Here is a 15,063-nt window from a genome sequence, read left to right as displayed (position 1 = left end):
TCTCTTAACGGGCGCTTGCGGCTACCGTTTTGCTATTGTCATGAAGGATTTTAGCCACCAGTTTGTCCGCTTCAGCCAGCGGGTTTTGATACACATCCGTGGTGAAACGCGGGGCGCTAACCGTTTGCTGTGGCAGAAGATGGCCGCCTTCATCACGAATATCGACACGGACATTCATCGACAGACCCACGCGCAATGGGTGCTTCTGCATATCATGTGGATCAAGTGTGATACGAACAGGCAAACGCTGAACAATCTTGATCCAGTTACCGCTGGCGTTCTGGGCAGGCAGCAGTGAGAACGCGCTACCGGTGCCAATCCCCAGGCTTTCAATCGTGCCGTGGTATTCCACATCATCGCCGTAAAGATCGGCATTGAGCGTCACTTTTTGCCCCAGGCGCATGGTGTTCATTTGGCTTTCTTTAAAGTTGGCATCCACCCACACTTCATTGAGCGGCACGATAGCCAGAAGCGTGGTGCCTGAAGTCACTCGCATCCCCAGTTGCACGGCGCGTTTAGCGACAAACCCGCTTACCGGCGCAACGATAGTGCTACGTGAGTTATCAAGGTAACGCTGGCGAAGAGTGGCGACCGCGCTTTTGATCTCTGGATGGCTATCAATAACGGTGTCATCCACCATCGCGGTATTGGTGCGTAACGCCTCTTGTGCGGCGGCCAAATCACTCTGTGCGCTGGTCACAGCGTCGCGGTAATGGGAAAGATCTTCAGCCGCTATAGCGCCGGTTGAGAAGATTTTCTGGCGGCGAGCGTAATCGTTTTGCGCCGTTTGCAGGGCGACTTTTTTCGCTGCGACTTGTGCACGGTAATTATCCGCAGTGCTGTACAACCCGCGAACCTGGCGAACGGTATTCGCCAGATTGGCCTCCGCTTGCTGAAGCGCGATTTCGGTATCACTCGGATCAAGCAGCACCAGCGGCTGGCCTTTTTGCACATAATCACCTTCGTCAACGCTCACCTGCGTCACCGTGCCTGCAATCTGCGGCGTTAACGTGACCTGGTTGCCATTCACATAGGCGTCGTCAGTTGACTCGTAATAACGCGCATATAACAAATACCAGGCCAGACACCCCGCGGCTGCCAGCACAAGAATCAGGATAAGAATAATAAAATTACGTTTGCGCTTACTGGAACGCTGAACGTGGACTTCTGGAGTGGTTTCCATTATTTGGCCTTTATTCGCTGTTATCGATGTGGCGCAGTAATGTCGTCGGGCAACATTTTGGTAATCAACGCTACCAATTGTTCCGATTCATCCTGCGTCAGGCGTGCGGTGAGATCGCCGATGATTGAGGCGAGCGCTTCATTTTGAAAATGGTCGCAAATTATCTGGCCTTTATCGGTCAGAGCCAGAATCACCTGGCGCTTATCGTGTGGATTTGGGGAGCGAACGATCAGTTCGCGTTTGACCATACGATCAACCATGCGGCTCATTGCGCCAGCATCCATCACTAGAGTTTTGCTGATTTCGACCGGGCTTGTGACGCCTTTATAAATATTAATCAGCACCTTAAATTGCGCGGCGGTAATATCCATACCAGAGAAATACTGGCTGATAAGCTGGTCTTTAAACTGGTTCGCAAGGTGGATAAGCAAACCGAGATGAAATTTGTTGTCGATAATACCCGGATTGTTTTTCATGATATCTGCCTAGTCAGTAATTACATGTGAAATTACTGACTAGGCAGATAAGTGTCAAGTTTATGTCAAGAAGATCGCACTTTATGTCAGCGAGCCGATGGCCCTTAGCATTTATCAGTCAATCTCTGATAAACGGCAGATTGCAGAACTGCTATTGTTTCATCCTGCCTTAGAAAACAATTACAACGGAACGTTATGACCACAGTCACTTTAAGCAGACAGCATGGGCTTTTTGCCCTCAGCCTCGGTGCTATTTTTGTCCTGGCTGGGTGTGCCACTAAAAGCACGCCCTCTGTTTCGGAAACCAAAAAACCTGTTGATGTTGAAAGTGTAGTGAAGCAAAAAATCCCTGCCAGCGTGAAAGACCGCAACAGTTGGGCTAAGGATTTGGCAACCACGTTTAAGAGCCAGAATATTGCCCCAAGTGAAGAGAATATCTGTTCGGTGTTGGCGGTGGCGCAGCAGGAATCCAATTTGGTTGCTGACCAGGCGGTGCCAAATCTAAACAAAATTGCCTGGAAGGAGATCGACCGTCGCGCTGAAAAAATGCATATCCCGGTTTTTCTGGTCCACACCGCGTTATTAATTAAATCGCCAAATGGGAAGAGCTACAGCGAGCGCCTGGATAATGTGAAAACCGAAGGGCAGCTGAGTGCGATCTTTGATGATTTTATCGACATGGTACCAATGGGGCAGAAACTTTTCGGCAATCTGAACCCGGTACACACTGGCGGGCCAATGCAAGTTAGCATCGCTTTTGCTGAGCAGCACACTTCAGGTTACCCGTGGAAGATGGAAGGCACAGTGCGCCAGGAAGTGTTCACTCGGCGTGGTGGATTATGGTTCGGTACCTATCATTTGCTGAATTACCCGGCAAATTATACTCAGCCGCTATATCGTTTTGCCGACTTCAATGCGGGCTGGTACGCCAGCCGCAATGCGGCATTCCAGAGCGCGGTTAGCAAGGCAACCGGCGTCAAACTGGCGTTAGATGGCGACTTAATTTTATATAACACCGACAAAGCAGGCAGCACTGAACTGGCAGTAAGGAAACTGGCAGGCAAACTCGACATGGGCGAAAGCCAGATTCATCGTGCTTTGCAAAAAGGTGACAGCATCGACTTCGAAAAAACGGAGTTATACCAGCAGGTTTATGCGATAGCAGAGAAAAAAGCGGGCAAGAAATTGCCGCGTGAAATGTTGCCGGGTATTACGCTTGAGAGTCCGAAAATTACGCGTAATTTGACGACAGCATGGTTTGCAAAGCGGGTTGATGAGCGGCGTGCAGCCTGTATGAAATTGTAAGTCAGACTGCCAGGGCGGCTAAGTGGGTGATACTTTGCTTACCCGCCCTACGAACGAAGTTTTCGGCTCTGCATTGGATAAGACACCTTTAAAAATGGTGGCGTTGGTAGAATTTTAGCGCAAGGCTAATCAAACCGATGACCGTACATCCTGCGAGGAATGGCACCAGTCCAAATACAGTGCTTACTGCAAATCCCATTTCAATGTGCGGACGTGACGCATCATTACCCTGCGCGAGATGTTCAAGTACTCCAGGAGAGTGAACCATCAAACTCAGTATCTGCGTACCGACCCAAAAGCAGAACAAAATGAACACAGCGTAAGCCAGATGACTCCGGGTAGATCCCTCTGCTTTCGTTGTTGAAATCGTGGTTATTACAGGAACAACCTGTTTCGACAAACTCATATCAGCCATCACGACCTCCCATGCAACAGTAAAACGATTCAGGCTGCGGCCTGCTACTTCAATTGCGTTGAGTTTGGCAGGTCATATGGGTTGTCAATATCAGATTGTTGGTAATTTAACGGGCGGAATGCTCCTGGTTTGTGAATGTATGTTTGAGATCACATATTTGTAACTTAAATGGAATTTGCGTAACAATATTCTGTTTAGCCCGCATTAACGTGCGGATTCTCGTTTCTCCCTATGCCACAATAAGTCCTCTTTTTGCCCTGACGGATTGCACCATGTCTGCGAAAACACTCTCTTTAAAAATGCGCCGTGACTGGCACTATTACGCTGTAGCGATTGGTTTGATCTTTATTTTGAATGGTGTGATTGGCTTGCTGGGGTTTAAAACCGAAGGCTGGCAAAATTATGCTGTTGGGCTTGTGACTTGGGTAATTTGTTTCTGGGTGGCTGGGTTTATTATTCGCCGTCGTCCAGAACCCGAGGATACGGAGACGGCGAAAGAGTAAGGCTTAGGCCGTAATCGAACTCTTCAGAGCGCAATCTTGTAGATGGCGCTCAAGAGCCAGTTCAATTAAACGTGTAATCAGTGTCTGATAATCTAAACCGCTTGCCTGCCACAGTTTTGGATACATGCTGATATTAGTAAAACCTGGCAGTGTGTTGATCTCATTGATAATGACTTCATTATCAGCTGTCAGGAATACGTCAACTCGCGCCATTCCGCTGCATTCCAGGGTCTGATAAGCACGTACTGCAATCTCACGGATTTTGTCGTTAATATCTGCCGGGATAGATGCAGGAACAACAACTTGCGCGCCTTTATCATCGATGTACTTAGTGTCGTAAGAGTAGAAATCACTGCTTACCACCACTTCACCACAGGTACTCGCTTGTGGCTCATCGTTACCTAACACAGCACATTCAATCTCACGGCCTTTAATGCCGGTTTCCACCACAACTTTATGGTCAAACTCGAAGGCTAACGTGACTGCCGTTTCATATTGCTCAGCGGTGTTTATTTTGCTGACGCCGACGGATGAACCCTGGTTGGCAGGTTTAATGAACAATGGCAGGCCAAGTTTTGCTTCGACTTCGGCAAAGCTGGTTTTGTGTCGGTTTGAACGGGTGAGGGTAATAAATGGAGCAACATTCAGACCAGCGTCACGTAACAGGCGCTTAGTGACATCTTTGTCCATGCTTACGGCTGAACCCAGCACACCTGAGCCAACGAATGGTAAGTTAGCCATGCGCAGCATGCCTTGCAAAGAGCCATCTTCGCCCAACGTGCCGTGAACAATCGGGAAAATGACATCTACAGGCGCTAAAAACTCGGCGGAGGAGGATTCAATCAGTTGGTTTTCTGTTTGACCAGGCACTACGGCAACATTAGTCCCTGAGCGATTCAGAGCGATTAATGCCGGGTTTTCTGCATTTAACAGATAGTTGGACGCATCATTGATATGCCACTGGCCTTGTTTATCAATACCCAGTAACACGACTTCAAACTTTGATTTATCAATGGCGTCGACAATATTTTTCGCCGACTGTAATGAAACTTCGTGCTCAGCTGACTTGCCCCCAAACACGATACCAACCCGCAGTTTTGCCATGCCCAAATCCATCCTTAAACAGTACAAAGGCGGACAACATACCACGCTCATTACGAGGATTCATGTGCTTCCTGCCGCTTAAAACCGACCGGCTTCTATAATGATTATTCCGTAAACAATATCAGGTGATGGGATGGCAAAAGGAGTGACGATTGTGATTGGAATGGTCATCGTGGCGACGGCTGGCTTTTGGCTCTATGAGCGGCTGCCCGCGCAGTACAATCCGTTTGCCCCACTTTCCATTGATGACCCGCCGACGCTGGTCACGCGCTATAAACTCCGGGCGTTGGCTAATCATCCGCAAGCCTGCCTTGCACTGTTAGAACAGGCAAAATCCCGTGGGCAGCTGAATTTCCGTAGGGTGTCCGATACCACTGGCAATTGCCCGCTGACCGATGCTGTACGCGTGCAGGATTTTGGCAGTGTTACGCTGAGCAGCAGTTTTCTGGCTAGTTGCCCATTGGCAGTAAGCAGCACAATGTTTGTTCACCAACGCGCGGCACCGCTAGCGCAAACAGAATTTGACAGCAAACTCACACGCATTAATCACTTAGGCAGTTTCGCCTGTCGGAATATTTACAATCGAGAAGGCGCTCGTTTAAGCGAGCATGCCACGGCGGATGCGCTGGATATCAGTGGATTTGGTTTTGCCAACAAGCAACAAATCAGCGTCCTGAAGGGTTGGCGTGCGAATGGGAAAGGGCGGGAATATCTTCATGCCGTGTTTGAAAATGGCTGCCCATTTTTTGGCAACTCCCTCGGACCAGAATACAACGCAGCGCATGCTGACCATTTCCATCTCGGGATGCGCGGCCATGGGCTTTGTCGATAAAATTAATTTGTATGATAAACTTCACATTATTCTGCTGTTCTTTTTATCCCACTAATAAAGCGTAAACGGTATGGAATCCTGGAAGGTCAACATTATCTCGGTGTGGTTCGGTTGTTTTTTTACCGGGCTTGCCATTAGCCAAATACTGCCGTTTTTACCGCTTTATGTAGAACAACTTGGTGTGACTTCTCACGAAGCGTTATCAATGTGGTCGGGTCTGACCTTTAGCGTGACGTTTCTGGTGTCCGCCATTGTTTCTCCGATGTGGGGAAGCCTTGCAGACCGCAAAGGCCGAAAATTAATGCTGCTGCGTGCTTCTCTGGGCATGGCGGTCGCTATTTTGCTACAGGCATTTGCCACTAATGTTTGGCAACTCTTTATTTTACGCGCTGTGATGGGGTTAACCTCCGGTTATATTCCAAACGCGATGGCGCTGGTGGCTTCTCAAGTTCCAAGAGAACGCAGTGGCTGGGCGTTAAGTACACTTTCCACCGCACAAATCAGTGGTGTTATTGTTGGTCCACTTTTGGGTGGATATATGGCTGATACTCTTGGGTTGCGGATGGTTTTCTACGTCACGGCTGCATTGTTGATGGTAAGTTTTTTAGTGACGTTATTTCTGATAAAAGAAGGCGCGCGTCCCAATATTAGCAAGGCCGATCGTTTATCGGGTAAAGCTGTGTTTGCGTCATTACCTTATCCTAAATTAATGATAAGTCTGTTCGTCACCACGATGGTCATTCAACTTTGTAATGGTTCAGTCGGGCCAATACTCGCCCTTTTCATCAAGCATCTTTCCCCTGAAAGCAATAATATTGCATTCATTAGTGGTTTTATTGCTGCTGTTCCAGGTATATCAGCTCTTATTTCTGCTCCCAGATTAGGTAAGTTAGGAGACAGAATCGGCACAGCCAGAGTATTAATGGCGACGCTAATCTTTGCAGTAATATTATTTTTTGCTATGTCCTGGGTAACATCACCGCTGCAATTGGCTGTATTGCGCTTTTTACTTGGCTTTGCAGATGGTGCGATGCTACCTGCGGTTCAAACTTTGCTAGTTAAGTATTCCAGTGACCAGGTTACAGGAAGAATTTTTGGATATAATCAGTCATTTATGTATCTTGGAAACGTTGTTGGGCCGCTCATGGGGGCTGGCGTTTCCGCGATGGCGGGTTACCGTTGGGTATTTCTTGCTACCGCGTTGGTTGTATTGCTGAATGTCTGGCAACTGGCGGTAATGTTACGGCGCAAAAAGCAACAAGATGCCCAGAGAAAACAGTTTGGCTCATAATTTATCCCATTTATTCTGAAGCTATTTTTTATTGATTGCTTAAAAAATAGCCAGCCATGAAATTACTATACCATAGTTGTCATTCATTTTAGTGTCGGAATAGTTACCTGATAATATTTTTGGGCTCCGGCACATATTTAATAAGTCATATAAAAATATTCGCTTCAGCCTCTAGGCAATCTGAAATCATAATGCTAACGTCATGCTTCAAATCCCTGGTGGTTAGAACTATGAAAAACCTTATTTCTGAGTTACTGACTAAACTCGCTGAAAAAGAAGAAGAGTCAAAAGAGTTTGTTGCACAGATAGAAGCCCTGGAAATAGTGATTTTCGCCATTCTCGAAAGAATGGAGCGCAGCGAACGACTAGCAATAATCACAAATATTGAAGATGCTTTAAATGAAAATCAGCCTGATGATTCAGTGACTGCTAATGATAACACTGTGCTTAAACAATATTTATCGCGATTATTGACTCCTCTGGCTACTTGATTTCATCTATTCTTAATTTCTTTTGTGGGAGTTTCACATTATTTATTTTCTTATTATTAATTAGAATAACTAAAGTACATTAGCATCCAGCTATCTTATCTCTCCTGGTACATTTTAATCCCCCTGAAACCCGGTGCCGATTGCTGCGCTTTATCGCTTCGCTTAAGCAATAGACAGAGCAATACACGGCCTGCCGGTTCGCCATTTTCCCAACTACAGACCAAAATTAATGCACCACAATAAAAAGGATGGTGCTATGAAAACTGTATTGATAATGGTGTTAATGGCGGGTGTGATGGGGTCGGCGGCGGCGGCAGATAAAGCGATGACGCCGCAGCAGCAACGTATGACGTCGTGTAACCAACAGGCGACCTCTCAAACTCTGAAAGGGGACGCCCGTAAAACGTATATGAGCAATTGCCTGAAAAACAGTCAGTCAGCGCCAGCAGATAAAAGTCTGACGCCGCAGCAGCAGAAAATGAAAGACTGTAATGCTGAAGCAGGCAAAAAAACATTATCCGGCGATACACGAAAAACTTTTATGAGTAATTGCCTGAAAAAACAATCCTGATAGCCTAAATGGGTGAGTCGGTTCGCTGACTCACTCATAAAATCATACTTTCCCCCGGGTTAAACTTTCTATAATTACGGCAAATATTTCAGAATGTTCCTAATTATCATGAAAGATGAACACAGTTCTGGAAGATGGCTTCCTGGGGGATTTATGGAGAGCGCAACGTACCTTGATGAAGACCGGCATCGCTCGGCGCGACGATTTGCCCGACGACTTTACATCCCTCGAATCATAGGATTAGCGACAGGTTTTTTCTGTGTCTCCTCAGTGCTCGTTATGCAACCGGTGTCGGGGTGGTGGTGGTTGCTACTGGTCGCCTATAGTTTTATTTGGCCACACTTCGCATGGCAAACTGCAGATCGTGCATCCGATCCCGCTCGAGCCGAAATCCGTAACTTAATGGTCGATTCTTTGATGGGTGGCGTGTGGATTGCGGTGATGGGGTTGAACGCTTTACCATCAGCGCTAATTATCGCAATGTTGTGTATGAATAACGTCGGCTGTGGCGGATTGAAATTGTTCCTGGGTGGCTTGGGTGTAATTGTGCTGAGTTGCCTGCTGACGTTGGGTTTGTTTCACATGCCGCTCAATCTACAAACCATGCCATCACAGGTATGGATTTGCCTACCATTCCTGCTGATTTACCCGACTTACTTTGGCCTGGTCAGTTACCGAACTGCGCTCAAACTCTCCGAACATAAACGGCGTTTAATGTATATGAGCACTCGCGATGGCATGACGGGTGTATATAACCGCCGCCACTGGGAGCACCTGCTGCATGGCGAGTATGATAACTGCCAGCGTTACCAGCGTAGTGCCACTTTGTTACTCATTGATATTGATTACTTTAAATCAATTAATGACTCATACGGGCACGATGTGGGGGATGAGGCTATTCTGGCGCTTACCGAGCATCTGCAACTGACTCTGCGTATTACCGATGTTATCGGGCGCTTTGGTGGGGATGAGTTTGGCGTAATTATGTCCGGCACGGCTCAAGAAAGCGCAATACAGGCGATGGCACGAGTACGGGAATATCTTGAAGAGTTTCGCATACCTCATGCACCGCGTATTTCGCTGCGCATCAGCGTAGGAGTGGCGGAATTTGATAAAAGTATGGTTAATTATCGTGAATGGCTAAAAGCGGCCGATGTGGCGCTATATAAAGCCAAAAACCTGGGACGTAGCCGTACAGAGGTCGCTGATATTGCGGCTTAAAACCCCCTCCAAATACAGGAGAGGGCAGAAAAATTATGATTTACCTAAGTGCTCGGATTTGGCCATACATTTCACTACGGCTTCCATCACTGCGGCTCTGAACCCTTTTTCTTCCAGAACTTTTACCGCTTCAATCGTTGTACCGCCCGGTGAACACACCATATCTTTCAACTCACCAGGATGCTGGCCTGTTTCCAATACCATTTTGGCTGAACCCATCACTGCCTGTGCTGCAAACTGATACGCTTGCTTGCGCGGCATTCCACCTAGCACTGCGGCATCAGCCATAGCTTCGATAAACATAAAGACATAAGCCGGTGCTGAACCACTGACACCAACGACCGGGTGGATCATGTTTTCAGAGACGACTTCGGCAAGCCCGAAGCTGCGGAAAATATTCACCGCATCGGCAATATCTTCTGAAGTAACCAGAGCGTTTGGCGTAATCGAGGTCATGCCTGCATTCACTAATGCTGGCGTGTTAGGCATTGCGCGGATAATTTTGCGGTCATGGCCTAATGCTTTAGCCAACGAATCCAGCGTAATGCCTGCGGCAATTGAAATCACCACGGTATCTTTATTCAGGCTGGAATTAACTTCACCGAGAACTTTTAGCATCACATTGGGTTTCACTGCACCGAAGACGATATCGGCGATCTGCGCCACTTCTTGTGCACTTTGCGCCGCATTAATACCGTACTGGTCGCGTAATGCTTCCACTTTATCGGGCGACGGTGTGTAGACCCAGATATTACCTGGAAGTACCTGTCCACTGGCTATCAGGCCACCCAGGATGGCTTTTCCCATGTTGCCGCAACCAATAAATCCAATTTTCTTATCCAAAGTCTCACTCCATCTTTTGAGTTGTGTGATGAGCATAGCTTACCGTGCTTTCAGGCGCTCACGCTACGTCCAGGCGGAACAGCAAGCAAAGATAAAGTTGGCGATTGACGGAAAAGCACGGCAAGATCGCCCCATTCCCACAGACAATCAGGAGTCGTCATGCAAATTTGGGTGGATGCCGATGCGTGTCCAAAAGTCATAAAAGAAGTGCTGTTTCGTGCGGCTGAGCGCGCGCAAATTGTGGTAACTCTGGTAGCCAATCAGGGGCTGAAAACCCCACCTTCACGCTTTATTCGTACCCTGCAAGTAGCGACGGGGTTTGATGTGGCTGACAACGAAATTGTGCGCCGTTGTGAAAAAGGTGACTTAGTGGTCACGGCTGACATACCGCTCGCAGCGGATGTGCTGGAAAAGGGGGCGATTGCTCTTAATCCTCGCGGTGAGCTTTACACACCTGCTACCATCCGTGAGCGCCTGACGATGCGCGATTTTATGGATACATTAAGAGCCAGTGGGGTGCAAACTGGTGGGCCTGATAGTCTTAATCAGCGCGACCGCCAAATGTTTGCCAATGAACTGGAAAAATGGCTGCTTGTCGCCGGTCGTTCAAAAAGCGCTTAATACCGATGTAATTCTATTCCACGTACTAGCTTGCTGGTATGATGGCAACCTTTGGCGGACTTCTAAGGATTAGCCACCGATGACTCAACCCATTTATTTAGTCGGCGCGCGAGGTTGTGGCAAAACAACCGTCGGTGTTGCATTAGCGCAGGCATTGGGCTGTAACTTTGTTGATACCGACCACTACCTTTTAACCAGCACCAAGATGAGTGTTGCTGATATTGTGGCGCAAGAAGGATGGGACGGTTTTCGTCGCCGAGAATCTGGCGCACTGAAAAGTGTCACGGCCCCCAATACGGTCATCGCAACCGGCGGCGGTATGGTACTGGCTGAAAGTAATCGCCAGTTTATGCGTGAGCATGGTGTGGTTATCTATTTACGTGCACCGGCGCAAATCCTTGCTTCACGTTTAGAAGCCTTCCCGGAAGAGGGCCAACGCCCAACACTGACTGGCAGACCTATTACCGACGAAATCGTTGATGTTCTCGCGGCGCGTGAAGCGCTGTACAACCAGGCTGCACACCATGTGATTGATGCCACTCGTCCGCCAGCCGAGATTGTCGAAGCGGTCATTACAGCATTGCATACGGTTCGTGCCAGCTAATCATTGTCTATACTTAACGCTCATCCATAACCTAAGGAAGAGCGATGGCGAGCAATCCTCCCTATCCCCGAGAAGCACGAATTGTTACTGTTGAAAAAGGCGCTACTGACCAGACCGTGACCTGGTATCAACTCCGTGCTGACCATCCCCATCCTGATACGCTGATTAGTGAACACGAAACAGAACAAGAAGCGCTGGATGCGAAGCGGCGTTATGAAGATCCGCAAAAAACGTAATACCTCGGCATGGACGCCATGATTACTCCCCTGTTTTCCGAATTAACTCAATGACCTGGTCACTAATCACACCTTTCGTTTAATCTTGTTGTTAACAAATCATTATCGTGATGTTGTATATATGTCGTTGACGTTTCGTTGAACATTCCGGCAGATGCTCTGCAATTATGCTGCTACGCTTTGTGGTTAATTATTGAGCGACCTTCAGCAGAGTATCATTCACAGGAAAGATACCAGTGCAGCAGTGAAGGACTGATATGGGACAAGGGCGGAACGAAACATGAAACAAACATTGGCAATTCTCACCATTGGTGTCGTCCCGGTCAGTGAAATACTGCCGCTACTCACAGACCATATTTCTGAAGAACAAATTAAAACTTTCAGTCTGTTAGGTAATCTTTCTTATGACGAAGTGATGGAAGAATTTTCACCGTCACCCGATGAAGAACAACTTCTGACGCTGTTAACCGGTAATGTTTTGGCTTACGTGGGGAAGCAGAAAGTAGAGCGAGCGTTGCAAAGTGTTATTGAGGTGCTGGATAACCAGGGTTTCGATGTCATTTTATTGATGAGCACACACCGCTTAGCCAACCTCTCGGTGCGTAAAGGTATCTTGCTGGAGCCTGAGCGAATTATTCCACCGCTTGTGGCTTCAATAGTCGATGGACACCAGGTCGGTATCATTCTTCCCGTTCCCGAAATGATGAAATATCAGAATAAAAAATGGGAGTTACTCCCCATTGAGCCGCTGTATGAACTGGCTAACCCTGTTCATGGAACTGAGCAAGATCTCATCGATGCAGGAAAAAAACTGGTAGAAAGTGGTGCAGATGTTTTGGTGCTGGACTGCCTTGGATTCCATCAAAAACATCGCGATTTGTTGCAAAAATCCTTAGATGTCCCGGTATTGTTATCGAACGTGTTGATTGCACGTTTAGCCTCGGAATTGCTCGCATAACGACAGGTAATAATTTGCGTGACAGGCTCTCAAGTTCCCCTCTATATTGTTTTTTCAACTATTTTAAAAAGGGCCTGGTCATGCTTCAAAGTAATGAGTACTTTTCCGGTAAAGTGAAATCTATTGGTTTTACAAGCAGCAGCACTGGCCGCGCGAGTGTTGGGGTCATGGTTGAAGGTGAATACACTTTTGGCACGGCTCAACCAGAAGAAATGACCGTCATCAGTGGTGCATTACACGTTTTACTACCGGGTGAAACCGAGTGGAAAACTTATGCAGCGGGCACCGTGTTCCATGTTCCTGGACACAGTGAATTCCATTTACAAGTGGCTGAACCGACTTCCTATCTTTGCCGCTATCTTGCCGATAAGTAAGAATTTTATGTCCCTCTACCTCACAGGAAGAGGGACTCGCAATTTTAACGCTGGGCTTCGCCGCCTAACGCTTCAACCAGGTTCTTAATCAACGCTGCCAGTTCACCCGTCATCAGAATAAAATCTGCATCAAAACGAGCACCGAAATCTTCACGGTCAATATCCTCATTTTGGTCGCGCAGCGTATCGGCAAACTTCAGGCGCTTAATCGAACCGTCATCAGCAATCAAAAACTGAATACGTTCTTGCCAGTCGAGAGCCAGTTTGGTTACCACTTTGTCAGCTTCGATATGGGCTGCAATCTCATCACAAACCAGATCCTGCTGCTTGCAGCGAATCACACCGCCGCCTTCGAGAATAGCTTTAAGCTCAGCTTCATCCATCAGCGCAAAGCCTGGAGGCACATCGCCAGAACGCACCCACTCAGTCAGCGTCAGCTCAATAGGGGTTTCCAGCGCAAGTGGCACAACAGGCAGCGAACCGAGGCTTTTACGCAGCAGCGCCAGCGTATCTTCAGCTTTTTTAGCACTGGCACAATCGACCATGATCAAACCGTTGACGGTATCGATCCACATCATTGTTTGATTGAAACGGCTGAAAGCACGTGGCAGTAAAGAGTGCAGCACTTCATCTTTCAGAGAATCTTTCTCGGTTTTTTTCAGCTTACGAGCTTGTTCGGCTTCAAGACGGCTGATCTTCGCTTCCAGTTCTTGTTTAATCACCGGGGCCGGGAGGATTTTTTCTTCTTTACGGGCGCAAATCACAATCTGCCCGTTGGCTACATGGGTTAATGCATCGCTGTGCGAACCCATTGGCGACACCCAGCCAGTCTTCGCCATATCCTGGCTGCCACATGGGGTGAAAGTAAACGCGGCCAACTGTTTTTCCATCTCATCCGCTGAAAGCGTGATGTCACGGCTTAAACGGTAAACCATTAAATTTTTGAACCACAACATGATTATTTCCCGGACTGTCAGTTAAACGCAGCGGGCATGATAACCAATCAGCCGCTGTGTTTCATTGCCTTTACGGGGCCGTACTTCTATTCTGTTGATAACACTAATTAAATGAGGGCATCGCTGTGCGCATTGGTATCGACTTAGGTGGAACAAAAACAGAAGTGATCGCACTGGCGGATGATGGTAAACAACTTTTCCGTCATCGCCTGCCAACACCGAAAAATGATTATCAGCAAACCATTGGCACCATTGCTGAATTGGTACGCCTGGCTGAGGAGGCCACAGGTGAGAAGGGAACGGTCGGCGTTGGTATCCCAGGCTCGATTTCGCCCTACACTCGTGTGGTAAAAAATGCCAACTCAACCTGGCTCAATGGCCAACCTTTCGACAAAGACTTATGCGATGCGCTAAGCCGTGAAGTGCGTTTGGCAAACGATGCCAACTGCCTGGCGGTTTCCGAAGCCATAGACGGTGCAGCAGCAGGGGCTGCGATTGTTTTTGCGGTGATCATCGGAACCGGCTGTGGCTCAGGTATTGCCATTAATGGCCGCAGTTTGATTGGTGGCAACGGTACTGCGGGCGAATGGGGGCACAACCCATTACCGTGGATGGACGAAGACGAGCTGCGTTTTCGCGAGGAAGTGCCTTGCTACTGTGGCAAACAAGGGTGCATCGAAACCTTTATTTCCGGTACCGGCTTTGGCACGGATTACCATCGCCTGAGCGGAAAAAAGCTCAAAGGCAATGAGATCATGCATTTAGTCGATCAACAAGATCCTGTCGCTGAGCTGGCGATCGCGCGTTACGAAATGCGTCTCGCAAAATCACTGGCGCACATCGTCAATATTCTCGATCCCGATGTGATCGTATTGGGCGGTGGGATGAGCAACAACGAACGCTTGTACAAAACGGTGCCGCAGCTAGTGAAACCATGGGTATTTGGTGGAGAGTGCGAAACCCCAATTCGTAAAGCGGTGCACGGTGATTCCAGCGGTGTCCGTGGTGCTGCATGGTTGTGGCCATTAGAGAAATAAAAGCGGGCCTATGACGCTGTGCCTGTAGCTCAGATAAGCGCA

At 48.0% G+C, this 15,063-nt stretch carries 19 protein-coding genes; 13 read left to right on the top strand and 6 right to left on the bottom strand.

Going from position 1 to position 15,063, the window contains the following annotated elements; all coding sequences use genetic code 11:
* Nucleotides 1–4: 4 nt before the first annotated feature.
* Together LVQ77_RS08590 and LVQ77_RS08585 are read right to left on the bottom strand one after the other, a co-directional pair.
* Nucleotides 5–1,183, bottom strand: coding sequence for an HlyD family secretion protein (locus LVQ77_RS08590; RefSeq protein WP_232864067.1), 1,179 nt, complete (start codon nt 1,181–1,183; stop codon nt 5–7).
* A gap of 20 nt (nt 1,184–1,203) precedes the next feature.
* The gene (locus LVQ77_RS08585) at nt 1,204–1,659 is read right to left on the bottom strand and encodes a MarR family transcriptional regulator (protein WP_232864068.1); all 456 of its coding nucleotides are present in this window, start codon (nt 1,657–1,659) and stop codon (nt 1,204–1,206) included.
* 195 nt (nt 1,660–1,854) lie between these two features.
* Here LVQ77_RS08585 and LVQ77_RS08580 point away from each other — a divergent pair, with 195 nt between their 5' ends.
* Nucleotides 1,855–2,964, top strand: coding sequence for a DUF1615 domain-containing protein (locus tag LVQ77_RS08580; protein ID WP_232904194.1), 1,110 nt, complete (start codon nt 1,855–1,857; stop codon nt 2,962–2,964).
* 88 nt (nt 2,965–3,052) lie between these two features.
* On the opposite strand, the gene LVQ77_RS08575 is transcribed toward LVQ77_RS08580, so the two are convergent.
* Entirely contained in the window at nt 3,053–3,379 is a 327-nt protein-coding gene (locus tag LVQ77_RS08575; RefSeq protein ID WP_370645004.1) for a DUF2755 family protein, read from the bottom strand.
* A 272-nt stretch (nt 3,380–3,651) separates the two neighbouring features.
* Between LVQ77_RS08575 and LVQ77_RS08570 the strand changes: the two genes are divergently transcribed.
* Nucleotides 3,652–3,882, top strand: a complete 231-nt coding sequence (locus LVQ77_RS08570) for a DUF2754 family protein (protein ID WP_232904193.1) — start codon at nt 3,652–3,654, stop codon at nt 3,880–3,882.
* A gap of 3 nt (nt 3,883–3,885) precedes the next feature.
* Here LVQ77_RS08570 and ddlA read toward each other — a convergent pair whose 3' ends face one another.
* Nucleotides 3,886–4,986, bottom strand: a complete 1,101-nt coding sequence (ddlA, locus tag LVQ77_RS08565; protein ID WP_232904192.1) for a D-alanine--D-alanine ligase — start codon at nt 4,984–4,986, stop codon at nt 3,886–3,888.
* 133 nt (nt 4,987–5,119) lie between these two features.
* On the opposite strand from ddlA, the gene LVQ77_RS08560 reads away from it, so the two are divergent.
* From LVQ77_RS08560 to adrA, 5 genes are all read left to right on the top strand, one after another.
* On the top strand, nt 5,120–5,818 hold the full coding sequence (locus tag LVQ77_RS08560) for an extensin-like domain-containing protein (protein ID WP_232864071.1): 699 nt from the start codon (nt 5,120–5,122) through the stop codon (nt 5,816–5,818).
* 70 nt (nt 5,819–5,888) lie between these two features.
* On the top strand, nt 5,889–7,109 hold the full coding sequence (locus LVQ77_RS08555; RefSeq protein ID WP_151995565.1) for a multidrug efflux MFS transporter: 1,221 nt from the start codon (nt 5,889–5,891) through the stop codon (nt 7,107–7,109).
* Between the two features lie 230 nt (nt 7,110–7,339).
* Complete coding sequence (iraP, locus tag LVQ77_RS08550; protein WP_232904191.1) at nt 7,340–7,600, top strand: anti-adapter protein IraP; 261 nt, start codon at nt 7,340–7,342, stop codon at nt 7,598–7,600.
* A 256-nt stretch (nt 7,601–7,856) separates the two neighbouring features.
* Nucleotides 7,857–8,171, top strand: coding sequence for a PsiF family protein (locus LVQ77_RS08545; RefSeq protein ID WP_232864073.1), 315 nt, complete (start codon nt 7,857–7,859; stop codon nt 8,169–8,171).
* Between the two features lie 93 nt (nt 8,172–8,264).
* The gene (gene adrA / locus LVQ77_RS08540) at nt 8,265–9,392 is read left to right on the top strand and encodes a diguanylate cyclase AdrA (protein WP_370639829.1); all 1,128 of its coding nucleotides are present in this window, start codon (nt 8,265–8,267) and stop codon (nt 9,390–9,392) included.
* 33 nt (nt 9,393–9,425) lie between these two features.
* Here adrA and proC read toward each other — a convergent pair whose 3' ends face one another.
* A complete protein-coding gene (gene proC / locus LVQ77_RS08535; protein ID WP_232904190.1) occupies nt 9,426–10,235 on the bottom strand; it encodes a pyrroline-5-carboxylate reductase in 810 nt (269 codons plus the stop codon).
* A 159-nt stretch (nt 10,236–10,394) separates the two neighbouring features.
* Here proC and LVQ77_RS08530 point away from each other — a divergent pair, with 159 nt between their 5' ends.
* From LVQ77_RS08530 to ppnP, 5 genes are all read left to right on the top strand, one after another.
* Nucleotides 10,395–10,856 (top strand): YaiI/YqxD family protein, encoded by a 462-nt coding sequence (locus LVQ77_RS08530; RefSeq protein WP_064553011.1) that lies wholly within the window; start codon nt 10,395–10,397, stop codon nt 10,854–10,856.
* 79 nt (nt 10,857–10,935) lie between these two features.
* Entirely contained in the window at nt 10,936–11,460 is a 525-nt protein-coding gene (gene aroL / locus LVQ77_RS08525) for a shikimate kinase AroL (RefSeq protein WP_151995560.1), read from the top strand.
* Between the two features lie 44 nt (nt 11,461–11,504).
* The gene (locus LVQ77_RS08520; protein ID WP_151995559.1) at nt 11,505–11,696 is read left to right on the top strand and encodes a YaiA family protein; all 192 of its coding nucleotides are present in this window, start codon (nt 11,505–11,507) and stop codon (nt 11,694–11,696) included.
* Between the two features lie 280 nt (nt 11,697–11,976).
* On the top strand, nt 11,977–12,654 hold the full coding sequence (locus LVQ77_RS08515; RefSeq protein WP_232904189.1) for an AroM family protein: 678 nt from the start codon (nt 11,977–11,979) through the stop codon (nt 12,652–12,654).
* An 80-nt stretch (nt 12,655–12,734) separates the two neighbouring features.
* Complete coding sequence (gene ppnP, locus LVQ77_RS08510; protein WP_034457894.1) at nt 12,735–13,028, top strand: pyrimidine/purine nucleoside phosphorylase; 294 nt, start codon at nt 12,735–12,737, stop codon at nt 13,026–13,028.
* A 44-nt stretch (nt 13,029–13,072) separates the two neighbouring features.
* Here ppnP and rdgC read toward each other — a convergent pair whose 3' ends face one another.
* Nucleotides 13,073–13,984: a recombination-associated protein RdgC gene (gene rdgC / locus LVQ77_RS08505; protein WP_064516551.1), complete on the bottom strand. Its 912-nt coding sequence runs from the start codon at nt 13,982–13,984 to the stop codon at nt 13,073–13,075.
* A gap of 125 nt (nt 13,985–14,109) precedes the next feature.
* Between rdgC and mak the strand changes: the two genes are divergently transcribed.
* Nucleotides 14,110–15,021, top strand: a complete 912-nt coding sequence (gene mak / locus LVQ77_RS08500; RefSeq protein ID WP_232904188.1) for a fructokinase — start codon at nt 14,110–14,112, stop codon at nt 15,019–15,021.
* Nucleotides 15,022–15,063 lie beyond the last annotated feature (42 nt).

Origin of the sequence: Buttiauxella cochleicola (assembly GCF_021282435.1) — a bacterium.
Classification (GTDB): Bacteria; Pseudomonadota; Gammaproteobacteria; order Enterobacterales; family Enterobacteriaceae; genus Buttiauxella; species Buttiauxella massiliensis.
This window is presented reverse-complemented; position numbering and strand designations above follow the sequence as displayed.

Excerpts from the sequence above, each read along its gene's own strand:
- LVQ77_RS08555 (WP_151995565.1), top strand. The coding sequence starts at position 5,889 with ATGGAATCCTGGAAGGTCAACATTATCTCGGTGTGGTTCGGTTGTTTT.
- LVQ77_RS08570 (WP_232904193.1), top strand. The coding sequence starts at position 3,652 with ATGTCTGCGAAAACACTCTCTTTAAAAATGCGCCGTGACTGGCACTAT.
- LVQ77_RS08515 (WP_232904189.1), top strand. The coding sequence starts at position 11,977 with ATGAAACAAACATTGGCAATTCTCACCATTGGTGTCGTCCCGGTCAGT.
- LVQ77_RS08580 (WP_232904194.1), top strand. The coding sequence starts at position 1,855 with ATGACCACAGTCACTTTAAGCAGACAGCATGGGCTTTTTGCCCTCAGC.
- ddlA (WP_232904192.1), bottom strand. The coding sequence starts at position 4,986 with ATGGCAAAACTGCGGGTTGGTATCGTGTTTGGGGGCAAGTCAGCTGAG.
- LVQ77_RS08520 (WP_151995559.1), top strand. The coding sequence starts at position 11,505 with ATGGCGAGCAATCCTCCCTATCCCCGAGAAGCACGAATTGTTACTGTT.
- LVQ77_RS08590 (WP_232864067.1), bottom strand. The coding sequence starts at position 1,183 with ATGGAAACCACTCCAGAAGTCCACGTTCAGCGTTCCAGTAAGCGCAAA.
- LVQ77_RS08585 (WP_232864068.1), bottom strand. The coding sequence starts at position 1,659 with ATGAAAAACAATCCGGGTATTATCGACAACAAATTTCATCTCGGTTTG.
- LVQ77_RS08575 (WP_370645004.1), bottom strand. The coding sequence starts at position 3,379 with ATGGCTGATATGAGTTTGTCGAAACAGGTTGTTCCTGTAATAACCACG.
- LVQ77_RS08545 (WP_232864073.1), top strand. The coding sequence starts at position 7,857 with ATGAAAACTGTATTGATAATGGTGTTAATGGCGGGTGTGATGGGGTCG.
- ppnP (WP_034457894.1), top strand. The coding sequence starts at position 12,735 with ATGCTTCAAAGTAATGAGTACTTTTCCGGTAAAGTGAAATCTATTGGT.
- LVQ77_RS08560 (WP_232864071.1), top strand. The coding sequence starts at position 5,120 with ATGGCAAAAGGAGTGACGATTGTGATTGGAATGGTCATCGTGGCGACG.
- iraP (WP_232904191.1), top strand. The coding sequence starts at position 7,340 with ATGAAAAACCTTATTTCTGAGTTACTGACTAAACTCGCTGAAAAAGAA.
- LVQ77_RS08530 (WP_064553011.1), top strand. The coding sequence starts at position 10,395 with ATGCAAATTTGGGTGGATGCCGATGCGTGTCCAAAAGTCATAAAAGAA.
- adrA (WP_370639829.1), top strand. The coding sequence starts at position 8,265 with ATGTTCCTAATTATCATGAAAGATGAACACAGTTCTGGAAGATGGCTT.
- rdgC (WP_064516551.1), bottom strand. The coding sequence starts at position 13,984 with ATGTTGTGGTTCAAAAATTTAATGGTTTACCGTTTAAGCCGTGACATC.
- aroL (WP_151995560.1), top strand. The coding sequence starts at position 10,936 with ATGACTCAACCCATTTATTTAGTCGGCGCGCGAGGTTGTGGCAAAACA.